The 25,922-nt window shown below is 71.4% G+C and carries 20 protein-coding genes; 11 read left to right on the top strand and 9 right to left on the bottom strand.

Going from position 1 to position 25,922, the window contains the following annotated elements; all coding sequences use genetic code 11:
- Window positions 1–285: 285 nt before the first annotated feature.
- Both VGD70_RS30520 and VGD70_RS30525 read right to left on the bottom strand, forming a co-directional pair.
- Entirely contained in the window at window positions 286–1,227 is a 942-nt protein-coding gene (locus VGD70_RS30520) for an ABC transporter permease (protein ID WP_331087459.1), read from the bottom strand.
- Complete coding sequence (locus tag VGD70_RS30525) at window positions 1,224–4,091, bottom strand: alpha/beta fold hydrolase (RefSeq protein WP_331087461.1); 2,868 nt, start codon at window positions 4,089–4,091, stop codon at window positions 1,224–1,226. The genes VGD70_RS30520 and VGD70_RS30525 overlap by 4 nt, the downstream gene beginning before the upstream one ends.
- A 285-nt stretch (window positions 4,092–4,376) precedes the next feature.
- Between VGD70_RS30525 and VGD70_RS30530 the strand changes: the two genes are divergently transcribed.
- Window positions 4,377–5,477: a TerC family protein gene (locus tag VGD70_RS30530; RefSeq protein ID WP_331087463.1), complete on the top strand. Its 1,101-nt coding sequence runs from the start codon at window positions 4,377–4,379 to the stop codon at window positions 5,475–5,477.
- Between the two features lies 1 nt (window position 5,478).
- On the opposite strand, the gene VGD70_RS30535 is transcribed toward VGD70_RS30530, so the two are convergent.
- The 3 genes from VGD70_RS30535 to VGD70_RS30545 form a co-directional block, all read right to left on the bottom strand.
- On the bottom strand, window positions 5,479–5,691 hold the full coding sequence (locus VGD70_RS30535) for a hypothetical protein (protein WP_331087465.1): 213 nt from the start codon (window positions 5,689–5,691) through the stop codon (window positions 5,479–5,481).
- A gap of 235 nt (window positions 5,692–5,926) precedes the next feature.
- Entirely contained in the window at window positions 5,927–6,580 is a 654-nt protein-coding gene (locus VGD70_RS30540) for an RES family NAD+ phosphorylase (RefSeq protein ID WP_331087467.1), read from the bottom strand.
- 103 nt (window positions 6,581–6,683) lie between these two features.
- Entirely contained in the window at window positions 6,684–7,268 is a 585-nt protein-coding gene (locus tag VGD70_RS30545) for a DNA-binding protein (RefSeq protein ID WP_331087469.1), read from the bottom strand.
- 122 nt (window positions 7,269–7,390) lie between these two features.
- On the opposite strand from VGD70_RS30545, the gene VGD70_RS30550 reads away from it, so the two are divergent.
- The 4 genes from VGD70_RS30550 to VGD70_RS30565 all read left to right on the top strand — a co-directional run bounded on the left by VGD70_RS30550 (window position 7,391) and on the right by VGD70_RS30565 (window position 13,568).
- Complete coding sequence (locus VGD70_RS30550; RefSeq protein ID WP_331087471.1) at window positions 7,391–8,956, top strand: sugar ABC transporter ATP-binding protein; 1,566 nt, start codon at window positions 7,391–7,393, stop codon at window positions 8,954–8,956.
- Window positions 8,957–9,030: 74 nt separating this feature from the next.
- The gene (locus tag VGD70_RS30555; protein WP_331087513.1) at window positions 9,031–10,002 is read left to right on the top strand and encodes an ABC transporter permease; all 972 of its coding nucleotides are present in this window, start codon (window positions 9,031–9,033) and stop codon (window positions 10,000–10,002) included.
- A gap of 24 nt (window positions 10,003–10,026) precedes the next feature.
- Window positions 10,027–11,034 (top strand): substrate-binding domain-containing protein, encoded by a 1,008-nt coding sequence (locus VGD70_RS30560; protein ID WP_331087472.1) that lies wholly within the window; start codon window positions 10,027–10,029, stop codon window positions 11,032–11,034.
- A 53-nt stretch (window positions 11,035–11,087) separates the two neighbouring features.
- Window positions 11,088–13,568, top strand: coding sequence for a glycoside hydrolase family 172 protein (locus VGD70_RS30565; protein ID WP_331087474.1), 2,481 nt, complete (start codon window positions 11,088–11,090; stop codon window positions 13,566–13,568).
- A 73-nt stretch (window positions 13,569–13,641) separates the two neighbouring features.
- Here the strand turns inward: VGD70_RS30565 and VGD70_RS30570 are convergent, their stop codons facing one another.
- A complete protein-coding gene (locus VGD70_RS30570; protein WP_331087476.1) occupies window positions 13,642–14,640 on the bottom strand; it encodes a LacI family DNA-binding transcriptional regulator in 999 nt (332 codons plus the stop codon).
- A 123-nt stretch (window positions 14,641–14,763) separates the two neighbouring features.
- On the opposite strand from VGD70_RS30570, the gene VGD70_RS30575 reads away from it, so the two are divergent.
- From VGD70_RS30575 to VGD70_RS30585, 3 genes are read left to right on the top strand one after another with little or no spacing between them, the layout of a single operon-like run.
- On the top strand, window positions 14,764–16,176 hold the full coding sequence (locus VGD70_RS30575; protein ID WP_331087478.1) for an L-fucose/L-arabinose isomerase family protein: 1,413 nt from the start codon (window positions 14,764–14,766) through the stop codon (window positions 16,174–16,176).
- A 4-nt stretch (window positions 16,177–16,180) separates the two neighbouring features.
- The gene (locus tag VGD70_RS30580) at window positions 16,181–17,683 is read left to right on the top strand and encodes an FGGY-family carbohydrate kinase (RefSeq protein WP_331087480.1); all 1,503 of its coding nucleotides are present in this window, start codon (window positions 16,181–16,183) and stop codon (window positions 17,681–17,683) included.
- Between the two features lie 10 nt (window positions 17,684–17,693).
- Window positions 17,694–17,966 carry a DUF4342 domain-containing protein gene (locus tag VGD70_RS30585; protein WP_331087481.1) on the top strand — a complete coding sequence of 91 codons (273 nt, stop codon included), beginning with the start codon at window positions 17,694–17,696 and terminating at the stop codon, window positions 17,964–17,966.
- On the opposite strand, the gene VGD70_RS30590 is transcribed toward VGD70_RS30585, so the two are convergent.
- Window positions 17,963–18,598, bottom strand: coding sequence for a uridine kinase (locus VGD70_RS30590; protein ID WP_331087483.1), 636 nt, complete (start codon window positions 18,596–18,598; stop codon window positions 17,963–17,965). The two genes, VGD70_RS30585 and VGD70_RS30590, sit on opposite strands and share 4 nt — an antisense overlap.
- Window positions 18,599–18,656: 58 nt before the next feature.
- On the opposite strand from VGD70_RS30590, the gene VGD70_RS30595 reads away from it, so the two are divergent.
- Window positions 18,657–20,912, top strand: a complete 2,256-nt coding sequence (locus tag VGD70_RS30595) for a beta-propeller domain-containing protein (RefSeq protein ID WP_331087485.1) — start codon at window positions 18,657–18,659, stop codon at window positions 20,910–20,912.
- Here the strand turns inward: VGD70_RS30595 and VGD70_RS30600 are convergent.
- Window positions 20,885–22,150: a nitric oxide synthase oxygenase gene (locus VGD70_RS30600; protein ID WP_331087515.1), complete on the bottom strand. Its 1,266-nt coding sequence runs from the start codon at window positions 22,148–22,150 to the stop codon at window positions 20,885–20,887. The two genes, VGD70_RS30595 and VGD70_RS30600, sit on opposite strands and share 28 nt — an antisense overlap.
- A 200-nt stretch (window positions 22,151–22,350) precedes the next feature.
- Here VGD70_RS30600 and VGD70_RS30605 point away from each other — a divergent pair, with 200 nt between their 5' ends.
- Together VGD70_RS30605 and VGD70_RS30610 are read left to right on the top strand one after the other, a co-directional pair.
- Window positions 22,351–23,832: an MFS transporter gene (locus VGD70_RS30605; RefSeq protein ID WP_331087487.1), complete on the top strand. Its 1,482-nt coding sequence runs from the start codon at window positions 22,351–22,353 to the stop codon at window positions 23,830–23,832.
- Window positions 23,833–24,019: 187 nt separating this feature from the next.
- A complete protein-coding gene (locus VGD70_RS30610) occupies window positions 24,020–24,553 on the top strand; it encodes a hypothetical protein (RefSeq protein ID WP_331087489.1) in 534 nt (177 codons plus the stop codon).
- Between the two features lie 43 nt (window positions 24,554–24,596).
- Here the strand turns inward: VGD70_RS30610 and VGD70_RS30615 are convergent, their stop codons facing one another.
- A complete protein-coding gene (locus tag VGD70_RS30615; RefSeq protein WP_331087491.1) occupies window positions 24,597–25,922 on the bottom strand; it encodes a cytochrome P450 in 1,326 nt (441 codons plus the stop codon).

Genomic DNA, 25,922 nt, shown 5'->3' on the forward strand with positions numbered 1-25,922 from the left:
CACCACCCACCCCGACACCCGCACCATTCGCCGGAACGCAACGCACACTTTGAAATCCCGGGGAGGCGGACTAGTCCTGCGCCGACCACCGGAACCTCAGGGGACCGTGACGGCACCCAGCCACCACCCACCCCGACACCCGCACCATCCGCCGGAACCCAACGCACACTTTTAATCCCGGGGAGGCGGACTAGTGACGGCACCCAGCCACCATCCACCTCGACACCCGCACCATTCGCCGGGACGCAACGCACACTTTTAATCCCGGGGAGGCGGACTAGCGCGTCAGGAGGTGATGTCCTTCGTCTGGAAGCGGCGCCACGCCAGCAGGCCGAAGAACGCCGCGTACGTCACCGCCGAGAACGCGCCCGCGGCCATGTTGGACCAGTCGATGTCCGTGGAGATCAGGTCCGACCACGCGAAGGCGTAGTGCGTCGGCAGGTAGTTGCGCAGGCCCGCCAGCGCGGTGATCTGGTCGAGGATCTGCGACAGGATCGCCACCAGCACCGTGCCGCCGACCGCACCCAGCGGCGCGTCCGTCGACACGGTGAGGAACAGCGCCAGCCCGGCCACCCACAACAGGTGGATCGCGAGGTAGCAGATCGTGAGCACCAGCGCGATCATCGACTGGTCGAACGGGATCGCGTCACCCGTCGGGCTGATCGCCTCGCCCGTGCCGTAGAAGACGATCCCGACCACCAGCGCCACCGCCGGCAGCAGCGTGATCGCGAACAGCGACAGCAGCCCGGAGGCCACCGCCTTCTGCCGCATCAGCCGGTGCCGGGGGATGGGCATGGCCAGCAGGTACTTCAGGCTCGACCACGACGCCTCGCTGGCGATCGTGTCGCCGAAGAACAGCGCCACGATCATCGGCAGCAGGAAGCTGCTCGTGGCGAACAACGCGAACACCACGAAGTTCGGCGCGCTCGCGGTGGCCAGGTCGACGAAGCCGCCGGACTGCTGACCGCCGTCGTTGCCGAACGTGAACGCCGCCCACAGGATGAACGGCAGCAGCACCAGGAACCCCAGCAGCAGCTGCACCCGCCGCCGGCGAAGCTGGCGGGCGAGCTCCACCCGCAGCCGCAGCGTCCGCCCGGCCCGGTAGCCGGCGACCGACCCGTCCGGCTGCACCTCGACCGTCTCGTGCGCGGCCGCCTCGGCGAGCACGTCCAGCGCGGCCGGATCGGTGTGGACGTCGTGCTCGTCTACGGAATCACGCGAGCTCATGCTGAGCTCTCCTCTCCGACCAGCTGTAGGAACGCGTCCTCGAGGCGGCGCCGTGGCCCGGCCTGCTCGACGGCGACCCCGGCCCGCACCAGCGTGGCCAGCGCCTCCGCGCGGGGCAGCCCGTCCAGGTCGGCGTGCACGAGCGGGCCGTCGACGATGACGTCCTCGACGCCGTCCACCTTGCGCAGGACCTCCGCGGCCTCGTCGGGCTGGTCCACCCGGAACGTGGCCTCACCCGCGCCGCCGACGATGGCGTCGACCGGGCCGGCTGCGACCAGCCGGCCGTGGTGCATCACGACCACGTGGTCACAGGTCTGCTCGACCTCGGCCAGCAGGTGCGACGACACCAGCACGGTCCGCCCGGCCGCGGCGTACCGGCGCAGGACCTCGCGCATCTGGTGGATCTGCGGCGGGTCGAGCCCGTTGGTCGGCTCGTCGAGCACCAGCAGGTCCGGTAGCCCGAGCATCGCCTGCGCGATGGCCAGCCGCTGCCGCATGCCCTGGCTGTACGTGCGCACCCGCCGGTCGACCGCGTCGCCGAGCCCGGCGATCTCCAGCGCCTCGCTGATGTGCGCCTTGTCGTCCGGCCGCCCGGTGGCCGCCCAGTACAGCTCGAGGTTGGCCCGCCCGGACAGGTGCGGCAGGAACCCGGCGCCCTCGACGAACGAGCCGATCCGGGACAGCACCGGCGCGCCCGAGTAGATGCGGTGGCCGAACACCCGGATGTCGCCGCCGGTCGGGCGGATCAGCCCCATCAGCATCCGCAGCGACGTGGTCTTGCCCGCGCCGTTGGGTCCCAGCAGGCCCAGCACCTGCCCGCGCTCCATCCGGAACGACAGGTCGTCGACCGCCGTGACCCCGCCCGGGTAGGACTTCGACAGGTTCTCGATGACCAGCGGCACGTCGGTCAGCGAGGCGTCGTGGTCGGTGGACCGGCGCCGGCGCAGCGCGCCGAAGAGACCCGCCAGCACGACCACGCCCAGCACGATCGCGATCCCGACCAGCGGGCCGATCGGCGGGCCGGTGCCCGACCGCGTGCCCGACACGATCGGCGCGTCGACCGTCGCGTCCGGCGCGACCGCCACCCGGTACGCGGCGGCCTGCGCGGGCATCGCGTACGCCTGGTCGGTGGTGCTCACGACCAGCTCGACCCGCCGGTCCGTCTCGATCGGCCGGACGATGCCGGGCAGCGTGACGGTGAGCTCGACCGGGCTGCCGTCGGCCGGCAGGGTCGGAACCCGCAGCGGCGACACCGCCGCCCCGGGCAGGATCCGGGTGCCGTCCGGGCCGACGTCGTAGAGCTTGGCGAACAGCACCGCGCCGCCCTCGGGCACGGGCACGCCGGGCACCGCGGAGATCCGCAGCCGCACCGTGCTCGACCCGGCGATGAGCAGCTGCGAGGTCAGCGGCCGGCTGGAGAACCGCGCGGACTGGCCGGGCAGGTCGATCGAGAGCCGGCCGGCGAGCCGCGACGAGCTGCCGATGATCGAGCCGAGCCCCGGCAGGCTGCTGACCGCGGCCGGGTTGCCGCCCGGCGGGTTGACGATGGTCTGCTCCGGTCCGTAGATCCGCACGCCGCGCCGCTGCGTCTCGGTGCCGCCGATCCCGGGGTAGGTGGTGCTGGACACCGTGCGCACGGACGGCGCGCCCTGCACCCGCAGCGCGCCCTGCACCGCGTACTCCAGGCCGGTGCCCGGGTCGCTGCCGCGGTGGCGCAGGTGGAAGTCGAACCAGTTGGCGATCTCGCCGCGCAGCTCCGGCCCGGGCCGGCCGCCGTCGTGGCCGCCGGTGTACCAGACGACCTTGACCTTGCCGCCCGCCGCGCTGATCTGCCGCGCGTTGGCGTCGGCCTGGTCGAGCCCGAACAGCGTGTCCTGCTCGCCCTGCACCAGCATCGTGGGCTGGGTGATCTTGCTGGCCACCGCCACCGGCGACACCGAGCGCAGCAGGTTCACCGTCTTCTGGCTGGCCCGGCCGGTGGTGGCCACCTCGGCGTACGCGGCGCAGAAGTCCTGCCGGAACCGGCCGCACGGGTTGCCCGTGTCGAGCTGCCCGGCCCCGCCGCGGCCGCCCGGCGCGCCGCTGCCGGGCGCGGTGTCGGTCGGCGCCCCGCCCGGGTTGGCCGGCGCGGCCGCGTTGTCGTCCTGGCTGCCGGCCTCGACCGCGTCCGTGGACGGGTCGGCCAGGCTCGCGCCGCCCATGCCGGAGGCGAAGAAGATGCCCGCCCAGGACCGCTTGAACACGCCGTTCGGGGCGAAGGCGTTGGCCGCCGGGGTGTTCGGGGTCGTGCCCGCCGTGGCCGAGTTCGGCAGCAGCGCCTGGCTCAGGTCGTTGTAGGTGATGGTGGGCGCGAGCGCGTCGACCCGCTTGTCGGTGCCGGCGAGCAGCAGCGACAGTGCGCCGCCGTAGGAGCCGCCGGTGACCCCGACCCGCGGGTCGTTGGGCCCGTCGGTGACCACCTCTGGCTGCTTGGCCAGCCAGCTGACCAGCGCACTCGCGTCGGCGACCTCGGCGTCGGGGGAGTTGAGCGCGATCTGGCCGGTGCTGCGGCCGAACCCACGCGCGGAGTAGGCGAGCACCACGAACCCGCGCCGCGCGAGCTCGCGCGCGTCGCCGTCCACACTCTGCTTGCTGCCGCCGAACCCGTGGGCGACGATGATCGCCGGCGCGGGCGTCTGCGCCGGCAGGTACAGCGTCGAGTCGAGCTTCACGTCCTTGCCGGCGCCGGCGAGGACCTCCTCCCGGGTTCGGACCGCGGGCGGTTGGTCACCGCTGTTGAGCCACACCACGCCGACCGTGGCAACGATCACGACGGCCAGCGCGAGCAGGATCCAACGCAACAGCGTGCGGGAGATTCGGGGCACGCCAGAACGGTATTCGACCTTTCCTGAGAGTCACTGAGAGGCCCGCCCGGTCGATCCGGTACGTCCGATCTGCCCAAAATGTGATCTATGACAACTCGGCATCCGGGTTGCTGGACTGGTGCGTGGGGAATCCGCACGCGACAATGGTCACTAGTTGTGGAGGGGAGTATTCCTTCGCGTCGACGTCGTCAGCACGGATCTCCGGATCCCGGCGTCGGCGGCCAGTACGCGGCTGGCGGAAGAGACCTCCGGTCAGACGACCTATGTTGACCGGAGGTTCGCTGTATGAACGTTCCCGTGTGGATCTGGCTCGCCACCGTCGCGGGCCTGCTCGTGCTGCTCGCCATCGACCTGTTCATCGTCGATCGCAAGCCGCATGAGGTAGGCATCGGCGAGGCCGCTCGCTGGGTGATCTTCTACGTCACGGTCGCGGTGCTGTTCGGCATAGGCATCTGGATGTTCGCCGGTGGGACGCATGCGGGGGAGTACTTCGCGGGCTACATCACCGAGTACTCGCTGTCCGTGGACAACCTGTTCATCTTCCTGGTGATCATGTCGGCGTTCAAGGTGCCGGCCATCCACCAGCACAAGGTGCTGCTCGTCGGCATCCTGCTCGCGCTGTTCCTGCGCAGCATCTTCATCGCGGTCGGTGCCGCGGCGATCTCCGAGTTCAGCTGGGTCTTCTACGTGTTCGGCGCGTTCCTCGTCTACACGGCGGTGAAGCTGTCCCAGTCCGGTCTGGGCGGCGAGGACGACGAGGAGTACGAGGAGAACCGGGTCACGAAGTTGGCGCGGAAGCTCTTCCCGGTCACCGACGAATACCACGAGGCGAAGGTCTTCACCAAGGTCAACGGGAAGCGGTTCGCGACTCCGCTGTTCATCGTGATGATCGCGATCGGCTCGGCGGACCTGATGTTCGCGGTCGACTCGATCCCGGCGATCTTCGGCCTGACCAAGGAGCCGTTCCTGGTCTTCTCGGCCAACGCGTTCGCGCTGATGGGCCTGCGGCAGCTGTACTTCCTGCTGGGCGGCCTGCTGCGGCGGCTGGTCTACCTGCCGGTCGGGCTGGCGGTGATCCTGGGCTTCATCGGCGTGAAGATGATCCTCGAGGCGCTGCACACCAACGCGTTGCCGTTCATCAACGGCGGCGAGCCCCTGAACGTGCCCACGGTCAGCATCGCGCTGTCCCTCACGGTGATCGTCGGCGTGCTGGCGATCACCGCGGTGGCCAGCCTGCTGAAGACCCGCCGCGACGACCGTCGGGCCAATGGCAACCCGGGCGGCGCCTCGGCAGCCGTTCCGGTCGGCAAGGCCGACGCCGGCCCGGCCGACACCGGGGTCGAGGTCGAGTTGCGGGAGGAGCCGGTCAACCAGCTCAAGCGGTAGGTCACGCCACCTCGACCAGGTCGAAGCGCGAGTGGAGCTCGGTCCAGGTGGCGTGGTGCCAACCGTCCGCGGAGTGGTAGCGACCGTCGTCGCCCGGCTGCCAGGTGCGCATCCGGGTGTCCCGCACGGTCGGCAGGTCGGCGGGATCGGGCGCGGTCCCGACCAGCCACACCCGCGGGCGTGCGGGTCTGTGGGTGGTCGTCTGGATGCTCATGGCGGGCCTCCGTGGTGTGCTGCCGTGGTGTGCTGCCGCTCATCAACCTTGCGTCTACGACGCTAAGGTGACCTGGGTCACCGGAACATCGGGGACACCCCCCAACCCGTGGTGGGGATTCCCCTACTCCGAGCACGGGTGCCTGCGGGGGGTGGTTCTGGGTGTTACCAGGACCTGCCACCGTTCGTGACCCGCGTGAGACCTCGCGGGACCGCCGGCTCGCCGGGCCGTCGAGTCAGAGCAGCGTGTAGTTCAGCGCGTCGCAGATGCGGCCCAGCGGCAGGTCGAGGCCGGGGTTGTCCAGCGGGAGCAGGACGTCCGGGGTGTCGGGCAGCGCGTCGCCGGCCGGCGGGTCCCAGAGGCAGACGGCCGGGTCGCCGGAGTCCATCGAGGAGCGGTACCAGAGGCCGTCGAGATCGGGGAAGGCCGCGCGGACGGCGCGGGCCCAGGCCTGGGTGACGTCCTTGGGGCCGCTGCTGATCTCCTGCGACGCGCCGGCCCGGGTGGGCCACAGGCCGCACAGGTCGAGCAGCCGCAGGGTTCGCCGCGGCTGGAACACGACGAGGTGTGGCCTGCGCGTGGTTCTGTCCACAATGGACGTCTGCTGGTAGACCTCGGCCACGCTGGTGCGCACGGACAGCCCGAAGTACAGGACACCGTGCGCGGGGTCGTCGACCGTGCCGCCGCCGGGGCCGGGCGGGTGCGAGTCGAACCGGGCGTGCGCGAGCGGCCCGGTGTGCCGGAAGGTGTTCCACCGTTGCTGGTGCGCGCCGCCCGCGGCGAACACGCGCACGAGCCGGGTGCCGGAATGCACCGCGACGATGTCCTCGTGCGGGCGCAGCAGGGTTTTCAGCGCAGCAGGGGCCGGCGGCTGGGGGAGCCGTGACATTCCTCGATGTGTCTCCTGGTCGCCGGCGATCGATCCGCCCAGCGTAGCCCGCACGATCACGCCGGGTGCACGGATCCACCCACTACGCGACGGGGACCGGCCGTCAGGCCGGGGTGCCGAGGGTCGCCACCAACCTCGCGACGCGCGCCGGGTCGCCACCGGCCAGGAGCCAGTCGCGCGGGGTGGCCGGGTGGCCGCCGAGGGGGAGGTCCTCCTGGGGCGTGGTCAGGAAACCCGCCACCATCAACGGCGGCTGGTCGTCCGGGACCGACTCGAGCACGGGCTCCAGGCCGGGTAACACGCCGTCGTTCGTGAACTGCCACACCGGCAGGCGCCACTCGCCGCCGTCCTTCCAGCCGGTGAGCTTGCCGGCGGCCAGCCGGTGGCGGATCCGGCTCGAGTCCACGTTGATCCGCTCGGCGGCGCCGGCCACGGTGAGCGCGGTGTCGCGTAACACCGCCTGCAGGGCGACGGCCCTGGCCCGTGGATCGCGCTCGCCGTCGCGGCGGGGCGCGAGGTCGAGGCCGACGTCGGACAGGGCGGCACGTTGGGAGTCGGTGAAGAACTCGGCGGGGGCCGGATCGGCCGGGGACAGGCGGCTGGCCGCGTCCGCGACCAGCCCGAGGAACTCGTCCGAGTCGACACGCAGGCCGGCCCGCGCGAGCGCGCTACGCAACGAGGCTGACATGCGCCCACGATAGCACGGCCGTGCGCATTCGTGCGCCGGAGTGGTTCTTGACAGTGCCGAGCGTCACCCCTAGCGTCTGGGTAATCGATTTCTCAGATGCCCGGCGACGGCACGAGGGATGCATGGACAACGGTGTCAGCCCGCTGGTCGAGATGATCGGCATCAGCAAGTCCTACGGCGGCGTACGCGCCTGCCGGGACATCGCCTTCACGGTCCGCGAAGGCGAGGTGCACGCGCTCCTCGGCGAGAACGGGGCCGGCAAGTCGACGCTGATGAAGGTGCTCTCCGGCGACGTCACCGACTACGAGGGCGAGATCGTCGTCGACGGCGAGCCGCGCCGGTTCACCGCGCCGGTCGACGCCCAGCGGGCCGGCATCGCGATGATCCACCAGGAGCTCGACCTCGTCCCGGGCCTGTCCGTCGCCGAGAACATCTTCCTCGGCCGCGAGCCGCGCACCCGATTAGCCATGGTCGACCGCCGCGAGATGAACACGATTACCCGAGGACTGCTCGAACGCTGCGGCGTCCACCTCGACCCGCGCCGCCCGGTCGGCGAGCTGCGCACCGGCGAGCAGCAGCTGGTCACGATCGCCAAGGCGCTCTCGCTCGACGCCAAGGTGCTGATCATGGACGAGCCGACCTCGGCGCTGTCCTCGGTCGAGGTCGAGCAGATGTTCACGGTGATCTCCGAGCTGCGCCGCGCGGGCGCCGGGATCGTCTACATCTCCCACCGCATGGACGAGATCGGCCGCATCGCCGACCGCGCCACGGTGCTGCGCAACGGCGCGGTGGTGACCGAGTTCGACGCCCGCGAGCTGACCGCCGAGAAGGCCGCCGAGGCCATGGTCGGCCGGCCGGTCCAGGCCATGTTCCGCACCCGGGCCGTCGAGCCGGGCGAGGAGATCCTGCGGGTCACCGACCTGCGGCTGCGCCCCCGCCGCGAGCGACCTGGCCGGCGCGAGCCCGACGGGATCTCGGTGACCGTCCGGCGCGGCGAGATCGTCGGCATCGGCGGCCTGCTCGGCTCCGGGCGCACCGAGCTCCTCGAGACCCTGTTCGGCGCCGGCACCCGCGGCGCCCTCTCCGGCCTGATCGAGTTCCGCGGCCGGCCGGTCCACCCCCGCAGCCCGCGCCAGGCACTCGGCCTCGGCATGGGGTTCGTCCCGGAGGACCGGCGCATCGCGGGCCTCGCCATCGACCACTCGGTGCTGGCCAACACCGTGCTGTCCATCGTGGACCGGATCGCGGCGGCCGGCATGGTTCCGCGCGGCCGGGAGACCGGCGCGGTGCGGCGGATGGTCGACGAGCTCAAGGTGAAGCTCGGCTCGATCCACGACCCGGTCGGCACGCTGTCCGGCGGCAACCAGCAGAAGGTCGTGTTCGGCCGGATGCTGCTGACCGAGCCGACGCTGCTGCTGCTCGACGAGCCGACCCGCGGGGTCGACGTCGGCGCCAAGGCGGAGATCTACGCGTTGCTCGGCCAAGCCGCCGAGCAGGGCATCGGGGTGCTGCTCGCGTCCTCGGAGCTGGCCGAGCTGGTCGGTGTCTGCGACCGGGTGGTGGTGCTGTCCGGCGGCCGCAGCGTGCGCGAGCTGGACACGAGTCACGCAGGGGAGGCCGAGCTGCTCGCCGCGTCGATGGGTGAGGGCAGCACGGCGCTGGCGGTGGACGCGGGAGGAAGCGCGTGAGTGATACGGAGACGGTGCCGAAGCAGGAGACTCCGGCCCCGGCGGGTGGCAACGAGACCGGGCGCCGGACCGACGTGGTCGCCGCGCTCTTCCGGTTCCAGAGCCTGTTCGGCCTCGTCGCGGTGTTCGCCGTGGCCGTCGTGTTCTCCCCGCACCACAACGGCGACCTGCTGTTCCTCAACAGCGACAACCTGTTCAACGTCGTCCGCGCGGTGTCCGAGATCGGCATCATGGCGGTCGGGATGACGTTCGTGATCCTGGTCGGCGGCATCGACCTGTCCGTCGGCGCGGTGCTGGGCCTCGCCGCGGTCGGCTCGGCCGTGCTGATGGTCGAGGACGACTTCGGGGTCGTGCTCACGGTCGTGATCGTGCTGGCGATCGGCCTCGGTTTCGGCTTCCTGCAAGGGGTCGCGACCGCGTTGTTCGGCATCCAGGCGTTCATCGTCACCCTCGCCGGCATGCAGATCGCCCGCGGCCTCGCTCGCATCTGGTCCGGCGGGCAAGGTGTCGCGATCGCCTACGGGGACGGGCCCGGCGAGGCGCCGGTCGCGTTCTCGCTGCTCGGCGAGCGCACGTTCAACGGGCTGGTGCCGATCCCGGCGCTGATCTTCGCGGTCGTCGCCGTCGTCGCCATCGTGTTCCTGCGGACCAGCGCTTTCTCCCGGCACGTCTACGCGATCGGCGGGAACGAGAAGGCGGCCCGCCTGTCCGGTGTCCCGGTCATCCGGGTGAAGGTGGTCGTCTTCTGCATCGCCGGCTTCCTCGCCGCGCTGGCGGGAATCGTGCACGCTGGCCAGCTCAACCAGGGCAGCCCCAACGACGGCTTCGGCTACGAGCTCGACGCGATCGCCGCGGTCGTCATCGGCGGCACGAGCCTGTCCGGCGGTCGCGGCTCGGTGGTCGGCACCGTCGCGGGCGCGCTGCTTCTCGGCGTGCTCAACAACTTCCTCGGCCTGCACGGCGTGGATCCGAACGTCCAGCTCCTAGTCAAGGGACTCGTCATCGTCGTCGCGGCGGGCCTGCAACGCCTGCGACCCGCGGCCTGACCGAATATGAAAGAAGGTAGACACATGGCCCGTCGTCGTGCCGTGGCAACCGTGCTCAGCGCGGCCGCCGCGCTCACCCTGTCCGTCGCGTGCGGAACGACCAGCGAGAACAGCGGACAGGCGCAGGAGTCCGGGGGCGCCGCCGCGAAATGCGGTGGACCGGACGGCAAGTACACGATCGGCATGAGCCAGGCCAACGTGGCCGAGCCGTACCGGCAGCGGATGGACGACGACATCCGCGCGGCGGCCAAGGACGTGCCGCAGTTCAGCGTGGACTTCGCCGACGCGCAGCAGGACAACGCCAAGCAGGTGTCCGATGTGGAGAACTTCCTCACCAAGCAGATCGACCTGCTGATCATCAGCCCGAACGAGGCCACGCCGCTGACCGCGGTGGTGCAGAAGGCCTACAACAAGGGCATCCCGGTGATCGTGCTCGACCGCAAGGTCGACGGCGACGCCTACACCACCTGGATCGGCGCGGACAACGTCGAGATCGGCAAGACCGCGGGCCAGTACGTCGCCGAGCAGCTGCTGCCGGGCGGCGGCAAGGTCGGCGAGATCCGCGGGCTCGCGGGCGCCACCCCGGCCAAGGAGCGCGGCGACGGCTTCCGCGAGGGCATCAAGGGCAAGAACATCGAGATCGTCGCCACCTCCGACGGCGACTGGCTGCGCGAGAAGGGCCAGTCCCAGGCGGACGCGATGTTCAAGGCGCACCCGGACATCCAGGTCCTCTACGCGCACAACGACCCGATGGCCGAGGGCGCGTACCTGGCCGCGAAGGCCGCCGGCAAGGAGAAGTCGATGAAGTTCATCGGCATCGACGGCCTGCCGATCCCGTCCGGTGGTCTCAAGGCCGTCGAGGAGGGTCGCCTGTCCGCCACGCTGATCTACCCGACGGCCGGCAAGGAGGCCGTGGACACCGCGAAGAAGATCCTCGTCGACTGCACCGACGTGCCCAAGACGCAGACGCTGAAGACCCAGCTGATCACGATCGACAACGCGGCGACCGTCTACAAGGACGCCAACGGCTGAGGCCCTTTCTCCTTTCTCACAACCGAAGACACGCGAAACGCTAGGGAGGCCCCATGCGTGTCAGAGCCCTGCTCGGACTAGCCCTCGGCGCGGCGTTCGTGGTGGCCGCGCCCGGACCCACGGTCGCCGCACCCACCGCGCACGACGACCCCGGCCACGGTGGCAAGGGACCGATCGGCTGGGAGACCTACCGCGATCTCGATGCCATGGCCCGGCTGCGGTCGGCGGCCCAGGTGCGGCAGTTCTCCAGCTTCGACCGCGCCGGCGGCAACAACGACGGCTTCGAGAACACCTACTCGTGCCTGCGCAACACCGACGACGGCTGCGTGATCGCCGAGCGCGGGGGTGCCGGTGAGCTCGAGTCGATGTGGTTCACCCGCGACTACGGCTCGATGGTCCACAACGGACGGATCAAGGTCGAGCTCGACGGCAAGGTGGTGGTGGACGAGCTGCTGCAGGAGCTCGTCGACGGCAAGGTCGGCGCGCCGTTCGCCTGGCCGCTGGTGGGCAACGGCGACGACACGGCGGGCGGCTCGGTGATCAAGGTGCCGATGCCGTACCGGGAGTCGATGCGGGTGACCGTGCAGCGGGCCCCGTTCTTCTACCACGTGTCCTATCGCGAGTTCGCCGACGCCGACGGGGTGCGCACGTTCGACCCGCGGGACAAGGCGCAGGACGTCGTGGACCGGTTGCGTGCCTTCGGCATCCGCGATCCCAAGCCCGCGCTGCCGGGCGCCACGACCTCGGCTCGCACCGCCGATGTGGCTCCAGGTGCGGGTGCCGCGTTCGCGTCGCTGTCCGGGTCCGGGCTCATCTCGAAGGTCCGGGTGCGGCTGCCGCAGGTGGTGGCGAGCCCAAGGGTCGGCAACGACGGCCGGGCCTTCAGTGCCGGTGGCTCGAGCACCTTCCGCGTCGCCGTGGACCCGTCGAACGACGGTGTGCGGCTGACGAGGCGCATCGACCCGGTGATCGCCAACCAGGTCGCGCGCCTGGTCGTCGACGGCAAGCCGGCCGGCACCTGGGACAGCGGCCCGGCGCGGCCGGGTGGCAGCTGGGTCGACCAGGTCCTGGAGATCCCGGCGGCGGTCACGAAGGGAAAGTCGTCGCTGCGGATCAGCAACGAGTTCGTGTCCTCGGCGTTGGACGTCAACGAGTTCCGCTACGACGTGCACAGCAAGCTCGGGGCGGGCTGGACCCGCACCGACGTGCTCGATCTGGGCCCGGGCCACGACGGCGAGGAGACCGCGCACGGCTACGCGATCCGCAACCAGAGCTGGGAGGGGCAGCGGGTGTACCGCTACCCGGTCGACCCGGCCAAGCTGACGGCGTCGGACGCGGTGCTGGCCGGCGCGCGGCTGCGCATCACGTTCGACGGTCAGACCACAGTGGACGCCCCGGTCGGCGAGTTCTTCGGCTCGGGCCTTGGCGAGTACGACACGAGGACCATGTTCTCCTCGATCGACGCGACGTCCGACGGCTGGTACACGGCGTGGTGGGCGATGCCCTACGGTGCCGGTGCCAAGGTGGAGCTGGTGAACGCCAGCACCGTGCCGATCACCGGTGCGGTGGTCGAGGTGACCTCCGCCCGCGACCGTTCCGTGGCGGCCGACCTCTCCTCCGGCGCGCTGGGCCACTTCCACGCCACCCACCAAAGTGGACCGACGACGCCTGACGTGCCGTGGAACTTCCTGGCCACGCAGGGCACGGGGGTGTTCTACGGCGTCACCCACTCGATGCGCGGGAACATCCCGGCCGGAAACCGCAGGAACTACCTGGAAGGCGACGAGCGCGTCTACGTCGATGGTGCGCGAAGCCCGGTGATGCACGGGACCGGAACGGAGGACTTCTACGAGTCGGGCTGGTACTTCCGCGACGGCACGACCTACACGATGCCGCTGGCGGGCAACCCGGCCTACGAGCTCGACGGCGACGGTTGCCGATACGACTGCACAGGCGCGTACAGGCTGATGGTCGGCGACGCGGTGTCCTTCGCGAAGGGCCTGCGGTTCGACATCGAGCACGGCCCGGCGGACAACGAACCAGCCGACTACAGCTCGACGGCCTACTGGTACGGGACCCCGACGGTGTCGCTGACCGAGACCGACACGATCGACCTGGCCGACACCGCCAGCCGCGAGACGCATGCCTACAGCGCGGCGGGCGAGTCGACGGCGACCTTGGCGTCAACCTTCGAGGGCAACGGCGACACGACCCCGGTAAGCCACGGCGTCACGTCGGCGACGGGCAGGGTGGAGTTCACCCTGACGGTGCCCCAGTCGAATGCGGGCGTGCGCCTTCTGCGTATGGGCGACCAGAACGTCCCGTACCAGCGCGCAACGGTCTACGTGAACGACAAGCGAGTGGGGGAGTGGCTGCAGCCCTTGGGCAACCAGCACTCCCGGTGGCTGGAGGACAGCTTCGAACTGCCGGGATCCGCGACCCAGGGCAGGTCGGAGCTGAAGATCCGCATCGAGCCGGCGGACGGCAGCCCACCGTGGTCCGCGGCGACCTACAGGGCGCTGTCGAGGAGCTGAGTGGCGGGAATGTGCCGGAGTGCCGGGCCCATCCAAGAAGGGATGGATGGGCCCGGCCCCCGGAACGAACATCTCATCGGCCCCGGTGGGAACTGCCCCGTTCGATCAGCCGGGCACCCAACGTGGTGATGGTCGGCGCCCGCCCGTTGTCCCCGATCCGCGCGAGCAGCAGCTGCGCCGCCACGGACCCGATCTCATAGGCCGGCTGGGCAACGACGGTGAGCGGCGGATCGACGAGAGCGGCCCAGGGCACGTCATCGAACGCGACGACGCCAACACCGACCCCGGGCCGCAGCGAGTGCACCCCCAGCGCCGACAACACCCCGATAGCCATCGCACTGTTGGCGACGAGCAAGGCGTCCGGCGGCTCGGCCTGATCGAACAACTCCTGACAGGCCCGAAACCCCCCGGCCTCCTTGAACTCGGCCCGCCGAACCAGCCGGGGCGACGAACGATGCTTCCCGGCCCGCAGGGCATCCCGGTACCCGGCAAGCCGGTCGTCGGCCGTCCGAACCCCCGTCGGCCCGGTGATGCAGCCGATCCGCGTGTACCCCTGGGCCAGCAGGTGCTCGGTGGCCTGCCGCGCCGCCTGCCGGGTGTCGACCAGCACCGTGTCGCTGGGCCGCTCCGGCAACGGACGGTCCACGGCGACCAGCGGCGTCCCGCGGTTGATCAGCAGGTCGACGTTGGTGGCGGTCGACGTGGGGGAGATGATCACCCCGGCCACCCGCTCCTGGATCGCCACGTCGATGTAGCGGCGCTCCTTGTCGGCGTTCTCGTCCGCGTTGCACAGCACCACCGAGTAACCGACCGTGTGCGCCACGTCCTCGACCCCGCGCGCGATCGCGGTGAAGAACGGGTTCTCCACGTCGCTGATGATCAGGGCCAGGACCGCCGCCTCCTGCCGCCGCAGGTTCCGCGCCGGCCCGTTGGGCTGGTACCCGAGCTCCTCGGCGGCCGCCAGCACCCGGGCCACCAGCTCGGGATCCACTGTGGACTTGCCGTTCAACGCCCTGGACACCGTCGCCGTGGAGACGCCGGCCCGGGAGGCAACGTCGCTGATGGTCGCCACTTACCGCCTCGCTTTCCCATCCCTGCCGCAGACACTACCGACCTATTGACACGCCTCGCGCACAGAGAATAACTTCTGAGAAAACGATTACTCCAATCCCGGCAGCGTCGCTCAGGAGGACCGGTGGCCCGTATCGGCGTGATCAACATTTCGGACGGGCGCGACTACGTCCACGACGGCATCGCCGACTTCATCGTGGCCATCGAGGACAAGCTCGTCGCCAAGCTCGAGGCGGCCGGCCACGAGGTGGTCCGGGCCAGCGTCCCGGTCTCCTCCAACACGCTGGCCACGAGGCTCGCCCGCGAGGTCGAGGCCGCGCACGTCGACCTCACCGTCCTGCACTACTGCGTCTGGGCGTTCCCGCACTTCACGATGCTCGCCGCGGGCCAGCTGACCAGCCCGTTGCTGCTGCTCGCCAACATCGACCCGGTCCAGCCCGGCATGGTCGGCATGCTCGCCGCCGGCGGCGCGCTCGACCAGATCGGCCGCACGCACACCCGGCTGTGGGGCGACCCGGAGGACGAGACCCTCATCGCGGCCATCGGCGTGCGGGCGAGCGCCGCGAGCGCGGTGGCCGGGCTCCGCGGGCAGACGTTCGGCCGGATCGGCGGCCGGCCGATGGGCATGAACACCGCGGTCGCCAACACCGACCAGTGGCAGCGCCAGTTCGGGGTCGACGTCGAGGAGATCGACCAGTGGGAGATCGTCCGGCGCGCCGAGCTCGCCGACCAGAAGGAGAAGGTCAAGGCCCGGCAGTGGCTCGAGCAGCACGCCAACGTCCACTACGACGGCAAGAAGCTCACCGAGGAGCTGCTGGAGCGCCAGATCGGCTCCTACCTCGCGATGCGTGAGCTCATCGACGAGTGGCACCTGGACTTCACCGGCATCAAGGGCCAGCCCGAGCTCACCCAGTACTTCGCGACCATGGACATCGCCGAGGCGTTCCTCAACGACCCGTACGACTGGAACGGCCCCAAGGAGCCGCACGTCTGCGCCACCGAGGCGGACATGGACGGCGCGCTCACCATGCAGATCCTCAAGCACCTGTCGCGGACCCCGGTGCTGTTCGCCGACGTCCGGCACTACCACGGCGACCGCGACATCTGGGACCTGTGCAACTCCGGCCAGCACGCCACCTGGTTCGCCGCCCGCAGCGACGACCCGGCCGAGAACCTCGCCAAGGTCCACCTCTATCCCGAGGTGTTCTTCTTCCCGGCCGGCGGCGCGTCGGTGCACCACGTGGCCGCGCCCGGCGAGATGACCCTGGCCCGGCTCACCCGCAACGACGGCCGCTACCGGCTGCAGCTGATGCTCGGCGAGTTCGAGAACTACGACGAGGCGACCACCGCGTCGCTGATGAAGATGTCGACCCCGGAGTGGCCGCACGCGTTCGCCCGGCTGGACGCGCCGGCCGAGGTGTTCCTGTCCCGGTTCGGCGCCAACCACATCCACGCGGTGCCCGGCGACAAGCGGGCGGAGCTGCGGGCGGTGTGCGAGCTGCTCGACATCACCCTCGACGAGTTCACCCGGGGCTGAGCCGGTGGACCTGTTCCTGGGCATCGACATCGGAACGTCCAGCTCGAAGGGCGTGCTCGTCACCGGCCAAGGGAGGGTGTTGGCCAGGGCGGGTCGCGACCACCGGACGTCCACCCCCCACCCCGGCTGGGTCGAGCACGACGCCGACGGCGTGTGGTGGGCGGACTTCCTGGCGCTGACCCGAGAGCTGGCCGGGGCGGCGGGCAGCACGGACGGCGGCCGGTTGGCGGGACTCGCGGTGAGCGGGATCGGCCCGGTCCTGCTGCCCGCCGACGGCGCCGGGCGGCCACTGCGGCCGGCGATCCTCTACGGCGTCGACACCCGGGCCGGTGCCGAGATCGCCGAGCTGACCGGGGAGCTGGGTGCCGAGGAGATCCTGCGGCGCGGCGGCACCCCGCTCTCCACCCAGGCGGTCGGCCCGAAGATCCGCTGGCTGGCCAAGCACGAGCCGGCCGTGTGGGACCGCACCGAGATGCTGCTGATGGCGAGCTCGTACCTGGTGCACCGGCTCACCGGCGAGTACGTGCTCGACCACCACTCGGCGAGCCAGTGCGACCCGATGTACGACCAGAACGCCCTCGACTGGGCGCGGGACTGGGCCGCCGTCGTCGCGCCGGGCCTGGCGCTGCCGGCGCTGGCGTGGCCGACCGAGGTGGTCGGCACGGTCACCGCCGAGGCCGCGCGCGAGACGGGCCTGCCGCACGGGCTCCCGGTCACCGCCGGCACCGTCGACGCGTGGGCCGAGGCCACCAGCGTCGGCGTCCGCGAGCCCGGCGACGTGATGGTCATGTACGGCACGACCATGTTCCTCATCCAGGTGCTCTCGCGGCCCAACCCGCACCCCGGCCTGTGGACGACGAGCGGGGTGTTCCCCGGCACCCGGTCGCTCGCCGCCGGCATGGCCACCTCGGGCGCGGTCACCGACTGGCTGCGCCGGCTCGTCGGCGGCGAGTTCGCCACCCTCGTCGAGGAGGCCGCGGCGGTGCCGGCCGGCAGCCGGGGCCTGCTGCTCGTGCCGTACTTCGCGGGCGAGCGGACACCGATCTTCGACCCGGACGCGCGCGGGATGATCGCCGGGCTGACGCTCTCGCACGGCCGCGCCGAGCTGTACCGGGCGGCGCTCGAGGGCATCGCGTACGGCGTGCGGCACAACCTCGAGGTGATGCGGTCGGCCGGGGGACAGGCGAAGCGCCTGGTCGCGGTCGGCGGCGGCACCCAAGGTGGCCTGTGGACCCAGATCGTGACCGACGTGACCGGCGAGGAGCAGCAGGTCCCGACCGAGACGATCGGCGCGTGCCTCGGCGACGCGCTGCTGGCCGCGGTCGCGACCGGGGTCGACGTCGACCCGGCGGCGTGGAACCCGGTGGGGCACACGGTCGCGCCGGTCGCCGACCGCAAGGCGCGCTACGACGAGTTCTACCGCCACTACCGCGACCTGTACCCGGCGACGGCGGACGTGGCGCATTTCCTGGCGGCGGAGCAACACGCGGCGGACCCGAACCACTAGCGTCGTCGCCGTGACGAAGGAAACCGAGGGGTTCGGGGCCAGGCAGCTCACCGAGAAGGTCAACCAGCTCATCCGCGAGGGCAACGTGCGCCGGATCGTGGTGCGCAACAAGGAGGGCCGCACGGTCCTCGACCTCCCGGTGACGGTCGGGATCGTGGCCGTGGCCATCTGGCCGATGATCGCCGCCGCGGCGGCCGGGGTCGCGCTGGCGGGCGGCTGGAAGCTCGAGGTGCAGCGGACCGAGCCGCTGGTGGTCGACCAACCGTCCGAAGAGGACAGTTAGCGCAACCGCCGGGGGTTCTCGAGGTCCGTGTTGTCGATCACCGTGGTGGCCTTCGTGCGGGGGTCGCACTCGGCGAGGTAGAGCCGCTGGCCCTCGACGTAGCGGCGGTTCGACGCGGCGTCGGGGTCCGGGTCGCCGGACCCGCGGGCGGCGCCGCGCGGGATCGACACGGCGAACGGCACCTCGAGCCACACCGAGTAGTCCCAGTGGCCGGCCAGCTCGATGCGGTGGGCGAAAATGCCGTCCAGCACGAGGATCGCGCCCGGCTCGGCACGTTCGGGCACGTGGTCCACCGGCTTCTCGTTGTGCACGTCGTACACCGCGCGGACGAACCGGCCGGTGCCGCGCGGGCCCAGCGGGTCGAGCAGCAGGCCGATCAGCCGCGGGTAGTCGAAGGAGTAGCGGAAGAAGCCCTCCGGCGAGTCGGGGCCACGCCGGTGCCGGAAGACCCGCGGCTGGTGGAAGCCGTCCACGGACGCCCGGATCACCGGAACGCCCCGGCCGGTCAGCTCGGCCGCGAGCTCGTCGGCGAAGTGGGTCTTGCCGGCGCCGTCGACGCCGTCGATCGCCACCCGGCGCGCCTCGCGGGCGAGTATCTCCGCGGCCACCGTGGAGATCAGCTTCTGTCTCACCGAGGAAGTCAAGCAGTTCCCGTGCAACGCGTCGAGGGTGGGCCTACGTCCTTGCGGCATGAACCGGGACTTACCGAGCTGGCCGCGACTCGCCGTCGCCGCCGCGACGGTGGTGGGACTGGGTGTCGGCGTGGCCGGCACCGCCGTGGTGGTCGGGCTGAGCGACGGGAACCAGGCGCCGGGCTTCGACCCCGGCCCCGTCACGCTCGTCTCCTATGACACGTGCGCCTCGGCGCTGTCCGAGCTGAAGTCGGCCGCGCTGGAGCACGTGGGGCCGTACGGCCTCGGCGGCGATTACGCGATGGCCATCGAGGACGGCGGGGTCGCCGTCGACGCGCAGGTCGCCCCCGGCGCCGCGGCCCCGGAGATGCCGGGCAAGGGGGCGCAGCGCCAGGCCGCGCCCGGCGCCGACAGCGCGGGTGACGCGCAGTCCGGCTCGGGCCAGGGCACCGCGCCGGGCGCGGGCAACCACTCGTCGACCAACGTCCACGAGTCCGGTGTGGACGAGCCGGACATCGTGAAGACCGACGGCCGCCGGGTCGTCAGCATCGCCGACGGGCAGCTGCGGGTCGTGGATGTGGCCTCCCGCAAGCAAACCGCGCGGCTCACGCTCCCGAACGGCTACCCCACCCAGCTCCTGCTCTCCGGCGACCGCGCGCTGGTGCTCACCGCCGGCGGCGGCGTGGCCGTGCCGATGCCCGGCGGCGGCGGGGTGAGCGGCGGCAGTGGTGGCGTCGCCCCTGGCAAGCCCGCCCCGACCCCGATCGCACCGACCCGGATCGCCCCGGGTGAGCCGGCCCCCGGCAAGCCGGCCCCGAACGCGTCCGCGACCGACGTGCCCGCAACGGATGCGGCGCCGCCCGACACACCGGCAACCAGCACACCGGCGACCGGCACGCCGGTGCCGGACGAGCCGACCGACCCTCCGCCCACCAAGACCCCACCCGTCGACCCGGCCTACGCCTCCCAGGTCGTGCTCGTCGACCTGACCGGGACCGGCAAGGTGCTCGGCTCGCTCGAGGTCGAGGGCGACTACCTCGACGCCCGTCAGGTCGGCGAGGTGGCCCGGGTCGTCGTGCGCTCCGGCCCGCGGCTGGGCTTCGTCTACCCCGACCAGTCCCGCTCGCCGGACCAGGCGACCCAGGAGAACAAGAACATCGTCGCGCGATCGTCCATTGTGGACTGGATGCCGCGTTACCAACTGCGCGCCGCCGGCCGTGAGTCGGCCGGTTCACTCGTCGGCTGCGAGGCGATGAGCCACCCGAAGACCTACACCGGCACGGCGATGCTCACCGTGCTCACCTTCGACCTGCGGCGCGACCTCGGCGTCGGCGACCCGGTCGGCATCGTCGCCGACGGCAACACCGTCTACGGCACCGGCACCGACCTCTACATCGCCGACGACCACTTCGAGCACGGCGTCGAGGGGTTCGGCCCGGCCGACCGCCCGCTGCCCGCCGGCTCCCAGCGAACCGACGTCTACCAGTTCGACATCTCCGGCCCCGGCAAGCCCGTGCACGTGGCCTCCGGCGGCGTGGAGGGCACGCTGCTCAACCAGTACTCGCTGTCCGAGCACAAGGGCAACCTGCGCCTCGCCACCACGGTCGGCATGGCGCCGGACAGCCGCAGCATGGTCACCGTCCTGTCCCGCAAGGGCGACCAGCTCGCCCAGGTGGGCCGGGTCGACGGGCTCGGCACGGGCGAGCGCATCTACGCGGTGCGCTTCCTCGGCGACACCGGCTACGTGGTGACCTTCCGGCAGACCGACCCGCTGTACACAGTGGACCTGTCGGACCCGGCGAAGCCACGGGTCACCGGCGAGCTGAAGATCACCGGCTACTCGGCCTACCTGCACCCGGTCGGCGACGGGCGGTTGCTCGGCATCGGCCAGGAGGCGACGAAGGAGGGCCAGGTCAGCGGAACCCAGGTGTCGCTGTTCGACACCTCGAACCCGGCCGGTGCCAAGCGGATCGCCCAGTTCCACTACGCGGGCGGGATGTCCGAAGTGGAGAATGACCCGCACGCCTTCCTGTACTGGCCGGACAAGCAGCTCGTCGTGATCCCGGTCAACGGCGGGATGATGGACCCGGCCGGCGCCTCCCCGGTCAGCGGCGCGCTGGTGCTCAAGCTCGGCGGCACCCAGCTCAGCGAGGTCGGCATGGTCAGCCACGTGGCCGAGCGCTACGGCACCACGCCGATGGCGCCGCGCCGGGCCCTGGTGATCGGCAACGAGCTGTGGACGGTGTCCGACGCCGGCATGCTGGTGAGCGACCTCGACCGGCTCACTCAGTTGGCCTGGCTGCCGTTCACCTGAGCGTCGGCCTGTGCCAGCCCGGACGGCCCGTGCCGGCGGTAGGTCCACATCGGACTGAACGCCTCCGGCGCGGGCCGCGCGTCGGTCGGGTCCACGCCCTCGAGCGCCGCGCGCAGGCTGTCCTCGTCCGCGACGAACTCCGGCTTGAGGTGGTCGGTGTCGTAGTACCGGTGGAACACCGGGGTGAGGCCGCCGGACATCGGCGGCACGATCCAGCTCCAGTCCGCCGGGCAGGTCCGCCCGGCGGACTCCTCCTTCTCCAGGTGCTTGAGGAAGCGCGCGGACTCGGTGTGGTGGTCGCTGATCGTCGCGCCGGCCACGTCGAACGAGTGCAGCACCGCGCGGTTCAGCTCGACCAGCGCGGTGTCGCGCCACAGCGTCTGCTCCCGCGAGGTGTCCAGCCCCATCCGCTCGGCGATCACCGGCAGCATGCCGTAGCGGTCGCCGTCGGCGAAGTTGCGGGCGCCGATCTCGGTGCCCATGTACCAGCCGCTGAACGGCGCGGCCGGGTAGCTCACCCCGCCGACCGACAGCCGCATGCAGCTGATCGCCGGCACCGCGTGCCAGCGCAGGTCGAGCTCGGTGAACCACGGCAGGTCGGGGTGGCGCAGCGGCACCTCGGCGACGGCGTCGCGGGGGAGCGTGGCGAGGTGGGTCTCGCCGGCCGCGGAGACGACCAGCGGCAGCACGTCGAACGCGGTCGGGGTGGCCGGCGGGCGCCAGCCCAGCCGGGTGACCGCCTCGGTGAACCGGACGTAGCGCGGGTCGCCGAGCACGGTGCCGTCCGGCTGCCCGTAGCCGGCGTAGCGGATGAGCTGCTCGTTCCAGATCCGCGGCGCGGGCCGGCCGGGCAGGTCCGGCGCGAACACGGTGATCACCGGGCGGATCCTGCCGTCGTTGTAGCCGATCCGCAGGTGCTCGGCGCACTGCGCGGCGATGTCGGCCGGCTCGCGGACGGCACGCAGGTCGCGGACCTTCATGCTGCGCCAGTAGAGCCGGCCGATGCAGCGTGCGCTGTTGCGCCACGCCACCCGCGCGCCGAACGCGAGCTCCGCGCTGGTGTGCTGGTAGGTGCCGGTGAGGTCGATCTCGGCGCGCACCCACTCGATGCGGTGCGCGGGGCAGCCGGCGTCCGGGTTCTCCGCGTGGAACAGCGTGAGAAAGTCGATCGCCTCGGCCACGTCGACCGGTTGGCCGGGCTGGCGGACGACCTCCGGCCCGGTGAAATGTCTCGGCAACTCCCAGGTCTGGACGGTCACCCGGGAGAACCTACCGTAACCGGACCGTAATACAACCGAGTCCATCCGAACGGCCCAGCCCGCACCGTCCCGGAGCAGGCATGTTGTTCGAGTGGGTGAGGTACGCGACAGTGCCGTCGCGGAAGGCGCGGTGCGGCTCGCCGGTGGTACGCGCGTCCCGGACTGGGTAGACATCAGGGATGACCGCAGCCACCAGCGCCACGAACCACCCGCCCGGCGAGGACCCACGGCGCTGGCGGGCGCTGGTCGTGACGCTGGCCGGCGGGTTCATGATCCTGCTCGACGTCAGCATCGTGACCGTCGCCGTGCCGTCCATCCAGCACGGGCTCGGCTCCTCGGCGAGCGGCGTGCAGTGGGTCGTCTCCGGCTACCCGCTGACCTTCGGGCTGGCGCTGGTGGCCGGCGGGCGGCTGGGCGACGCGTTCGGCCGGCGGCGGATGTACCTCATCGCGTTGTCCGGGTTCGTGCTCACCAGCGTGCTGGCCGGGCTCGCGCCGACGCTGCTCCTGCTCGTCATCGCCCGGCTGCTGCAGGGTCTCGTCGCCGGGCTCGTCACCCCGCAGAACGGCGGGCTCATCCAGGACCTCTTCCGCGGCGCCGAGCGCGGCCGCGCGTTCGGCGCGCTCGGGGCCACGATCGGCGTCTCGACCGCGGCCGGGCCGGTGGTCGGCGGCCTGATCCTCGACGCGGCCGGCGAGCCCGACGGCTGGCGCTGGGTGTTCCTGGTGAACCTGCCGTTCGGCGTGCTGACCCTCGTGCTCGCCTACCTGTTCGTGCCGAAGACGCCGCCCCACCGCGCCAAGCCCGACATCGACGTCCTCGGCATCGTGCTGCTCGGGCTCACCGTGCTGTGCCTGATGTTCCCCGTCGTCCAGTCCGACACCGGTGGGCTGCGGCGGTTCTGGTGGCTGTTCGTGGTCGCCGTGCCGCTGGGCTGGGCGTTCCTGCGCTGGGAGCGGCACCGGGTGGCGCGGGGGCGGGCGCCGCTGGTGGACGTGCGGTTGTTCACCGAGACCCCGGGCTACGCGTGGGGTGCGGCCATCGGCGCCGTCTACTTCTGCGGGTTCAGCGGGATGTGGCTCGTGTTCGCGGTGTTCTTCCAGACCGGGCTCGGCTTCTCGCCGCTGGAGTCCGGGCTCGCGGTCACGCCGTTCGCGCTCGGGTCGGCGGCGGCGGCGTGGATCGCCGGGCGGCTGGTCGAGCGGTGGGGCAGGCGGCTCACCGTCGCCGGGCTGGTGCTGGTCGTCGTCGGCCTCGTCGCGGTCGCGGTCATCACGCTGGTCGTCGACAAGGACCACCTCATCGCCGCGATCACGCTGCCGCTGCTGGTGGCCGGCATCGGCGGGGGAGCGGTGATCTCGCCGAACACCACGCTCACCCTGGCCTGCGTGCCGACGAACATGTCCGGCGTCGCGAGCGGTGTGCTGCAGACGGGGCAGCGGGTCGGCACCGCGATCGGCACGGCGGCCCTGGCGGCGATCTTCTACGCCGCGGTCGGTGCCACCGGCGGCCGGTACACCGTCGGTCTGGCCGCTGCGCTGTTCGGCGCGGTCGTACTGGTCCTGACAGCGCTTGTGCTCGCGATCGTGGATTTCCGTGTGAATCGTGGGAACGACGAGTTGGAAAATTTCCCCGCGCACTCTATGACATCTAGTCAGTAACTATTATTCTCTCCTGCGGAGGCGTTCTTGCCGGCCGCGTGGCAGTCCCTGCACACCCTGCCGCCGTGGTCCGAGGGCCGCTTTCTGTCGCTCAATTCCTAGTGACGGGTCGGCGTTTCCGCGCCGGCGGGTAAGGCTCGTCGGGGTGCGTTCGCCGTCCATGGGACGGAGAGATCGAATGCGAAAAATGGTAGTTCGAGCGCTCGTCGTCGCGGCCTGCGCCGCGACCGCCTTGCTGGTCACGACGGCCGCCGCGCAGGCGTCCGCGCAGCCCAAGGAGCACGACCCGGTGTTCGGCGCGTCGAGCGGCTCGGTCGGGGTGCTGGTCACCAAGCTCAGCCACGCCGACGCGACCTCGCGGTTGCGGTCGTCGAACATCACCTGGTCGTCCAGCGGTGGCTGCAGCGACCGCTACAACTCCACGTGCACGTCGTTCGAGCAGGTGAACCTGATGACGATCCAGGGAGCGCAGACACTGAAGTCGGCGAGCGGCTGCGCGCTCAACATCACCGGCGGCACCGAGACCGGCCACGCCAGCGGCACCTACAGCCACTGGAACGGCTACAAGCTCGACTACAGCCTCGGCACCTGCGTCAGCAACTACATCCAGAACAACTTCACCTACATCGGCGGCAGCCAGTGGCGGTCCGGCTCCGGCAACATCTACTACAAAGAGGGCAACCACTGGGATGTGACGTACTACAACTGCGGCGGCTGCTGAGCTGACCGCGGCGGCGCCCCCGGTCCCTGCCCGGGGGCGCCGCTCAGCGCGTCCAGCGGATCGGCAGGTGCTTGATGCCGTTCTGGAAGTTCGACCGCAGCCGCACCGGGTCGCCGGCGGGCTCGACCTCGCCGAGCACGTCGAGGAGCGCGCCGAACAGCGCCCGCAGCTGGACCTTGGCCAGGTGCGCGCCGATGCAGTAGTGCGGGCCGTGGCCGAAGCTCAGGTGGTCGCCCGTGGCCCGGGTGACGTCGAACCGGTCCGGCTCGGCGAACGCCCGCTCGTCCCGGTTGGCCGAGGAGAACCACACCACGACCTTGTCGCCCGCGCGGATCCGGGTGCCGCCGAGCTCGGTGTCCACCGTGGCCGTCCGGCGGAACCGCATGACCGGTGACCACCAGCGGAGCATCTCCTCCACCGCCCCCGGGAGCAGCGTCCGGTCCGCGCGCAGCCTCCGGTATTCGTCCACATTGGACAGCAGGGCGAGCATGCCGCCGGGCAGCGCGTTGCGCAGGGTCTCGTTGCCCGCCACGGAGAACAGCCAGAAGAGGTTCTCGAACTCCCCGATGCTGACCTTGCCGCCGGCCTCGCCGTCGCCGTCGCCGACCTCGCGCATGAGGTTCGACATGATGTCCTCGCCAGGGTTGCGGCGCTTGTACTCGCCGAGCTCGTGGGCGTAGGCGTAGAGGTCGGGCATGCCTTCGCGGGTGCGCTGGTCGGGCAGCCGGCCGTCCGCGTCGGGCTGGGGGCGCAGCTTCAGCGCGCGTTCGGCCATCGCGGTCGAGCCCGCCTCCCGCGCCCGCGCGGAGACCGCGTACTCGTGGTCCTGGTAGCCGATGACCCGGTTGCTCCAGTCGAACATCAGCCAGCGGTCCTCGCTGGGCACGCCGAACAGCTCGGCGAGGGTGAGCAGCGGCAGGTCCGCGGCGATGTCGGTGGCGAAGTCGCACTCACCCCGCCCGGCGACCCGGGTGACGAGGTCGCGGGCCCAGCCGTCGATCCGGTCCTCGAGCCGGGCGATGGCCTTCGGGGTGAACGCGCGGGTGAGGAGCTTGCGCAGCCGCGAGTGCTCGGGCGGGTCCTGGTTGAGCATCATCTGCCGGACGAACGTGAGCGCGGCCGGGCCGGGTGGGTCGGTGATCTGCGTGGCGCCGAGGTGGGAGGAGTAGCCGGCCGGGTCGCGCATGACCTCCTTGACCTCCGCGTGCCGCACGACGCCCCAGAACCCGGGGCCGGCCGGCCAGGAGTCGACGGCCGGCTCGTCCATCCACACGACCGCGGCCTCCTTCCGCAGCTCGGCGAACACCTCGTGCGGCACACCGGTGCGGTAGGTGTCGGGGTCGACGATCACGGTGGTGTCAACGGGCAT

The sequence above is a fragment of the Actinophytocola sp. genome, assembly GCF_036402745.1.
Taxonomy (GTDB): domain Bacteria; phylum Actinomycetota; class Actinomycetes; order Mycobacteriales; family Pseudonocardiaceae; genus Actinophytocola.

Coding starts and splice junctions, on each gene's coding strand:
- VGD70_RS30520 (WP_331087459.1), bottom strand. CDS start 1,227: ATGAGCTCGCGTGATTCCGTAGACGAGCACGACGTCCACACCGATCCG.
- VGD70_RS30530 (WP_331087463.1), top strand. CDS start 4,377: ATGAACGTTCCCGTGTGGATCTGGCTCGCCACCGTCGCGGGCCTGCTC.
- VGD70_RS30535 (WP_331087465.1), bottom strand. CDS start 5,691: ATGAGCATCCAGACGACCACCCACAGACCCGCACGCCCGCGGGTGTGG.
- VGD70_RS30540 (WP_331087467.1), bottom strand. CDS start 6,580: ATGTCACGGCTCCCCCAGCCGCCGGCCCCTGCTGCGCTGAAAACCCTG.
- VGD70_RS30545 (WP_331087469.1), bottom strand. CDS start 7,268: ATGTCAGCCTCGTTGCGTAGCGCGCTCGCGCGGGCCGGCCTGCGTGTC.
- VGD70_RS30550 (WP_331087471.1), top strand. CDS start 7,391: ATGGACAACGGTGTCAGCCCGCTGGTCGAGATGATCGGCATCAGCAAG.
- VGD70_RS30560 (WP_331087472.1), top strand. CDS start 10,027: ATGGCCCGTCGTCGTGCCGTGGCAACCGTGCTCAGCGCGGCCGCCGCG.
- VGD70_RS30565 (WP_331087474.1), top strand. CDS start 11,088: ATGCGTGTCAGAGCCCTGCTCGGACTAGCCCTCGGCGCGGCGTTCGTG.
- VGD70_RS30595 (WP_331087485.1), top strand. CDS start 18,657: ATGAACCGGGACTTACCGAGCTGGCCGCGACTCGCCGTCGCCGCCGCG.
- VGD70_RS30605 (WP_331087487.1), top strand. CDS start 22,351: ATGACCGCAGCCACCAGCGCCACGAACCACCCGCCCGGCGAGGACCCA.
- VGD70_RS30610 (WP_331087489.1), top strand. CDS start 24,020: ATGGTAGTTCGAGCGCTCGTCGTCGCGGCCTGCGCCGCGACCGCCTTG.
- VGD70_RS30615 (WP_331087491.1), bottom strand. CDS start 25,922: ATGCCCGTTGACACCACCGTGATCGTCGACCCCGACACCTACCGCACC.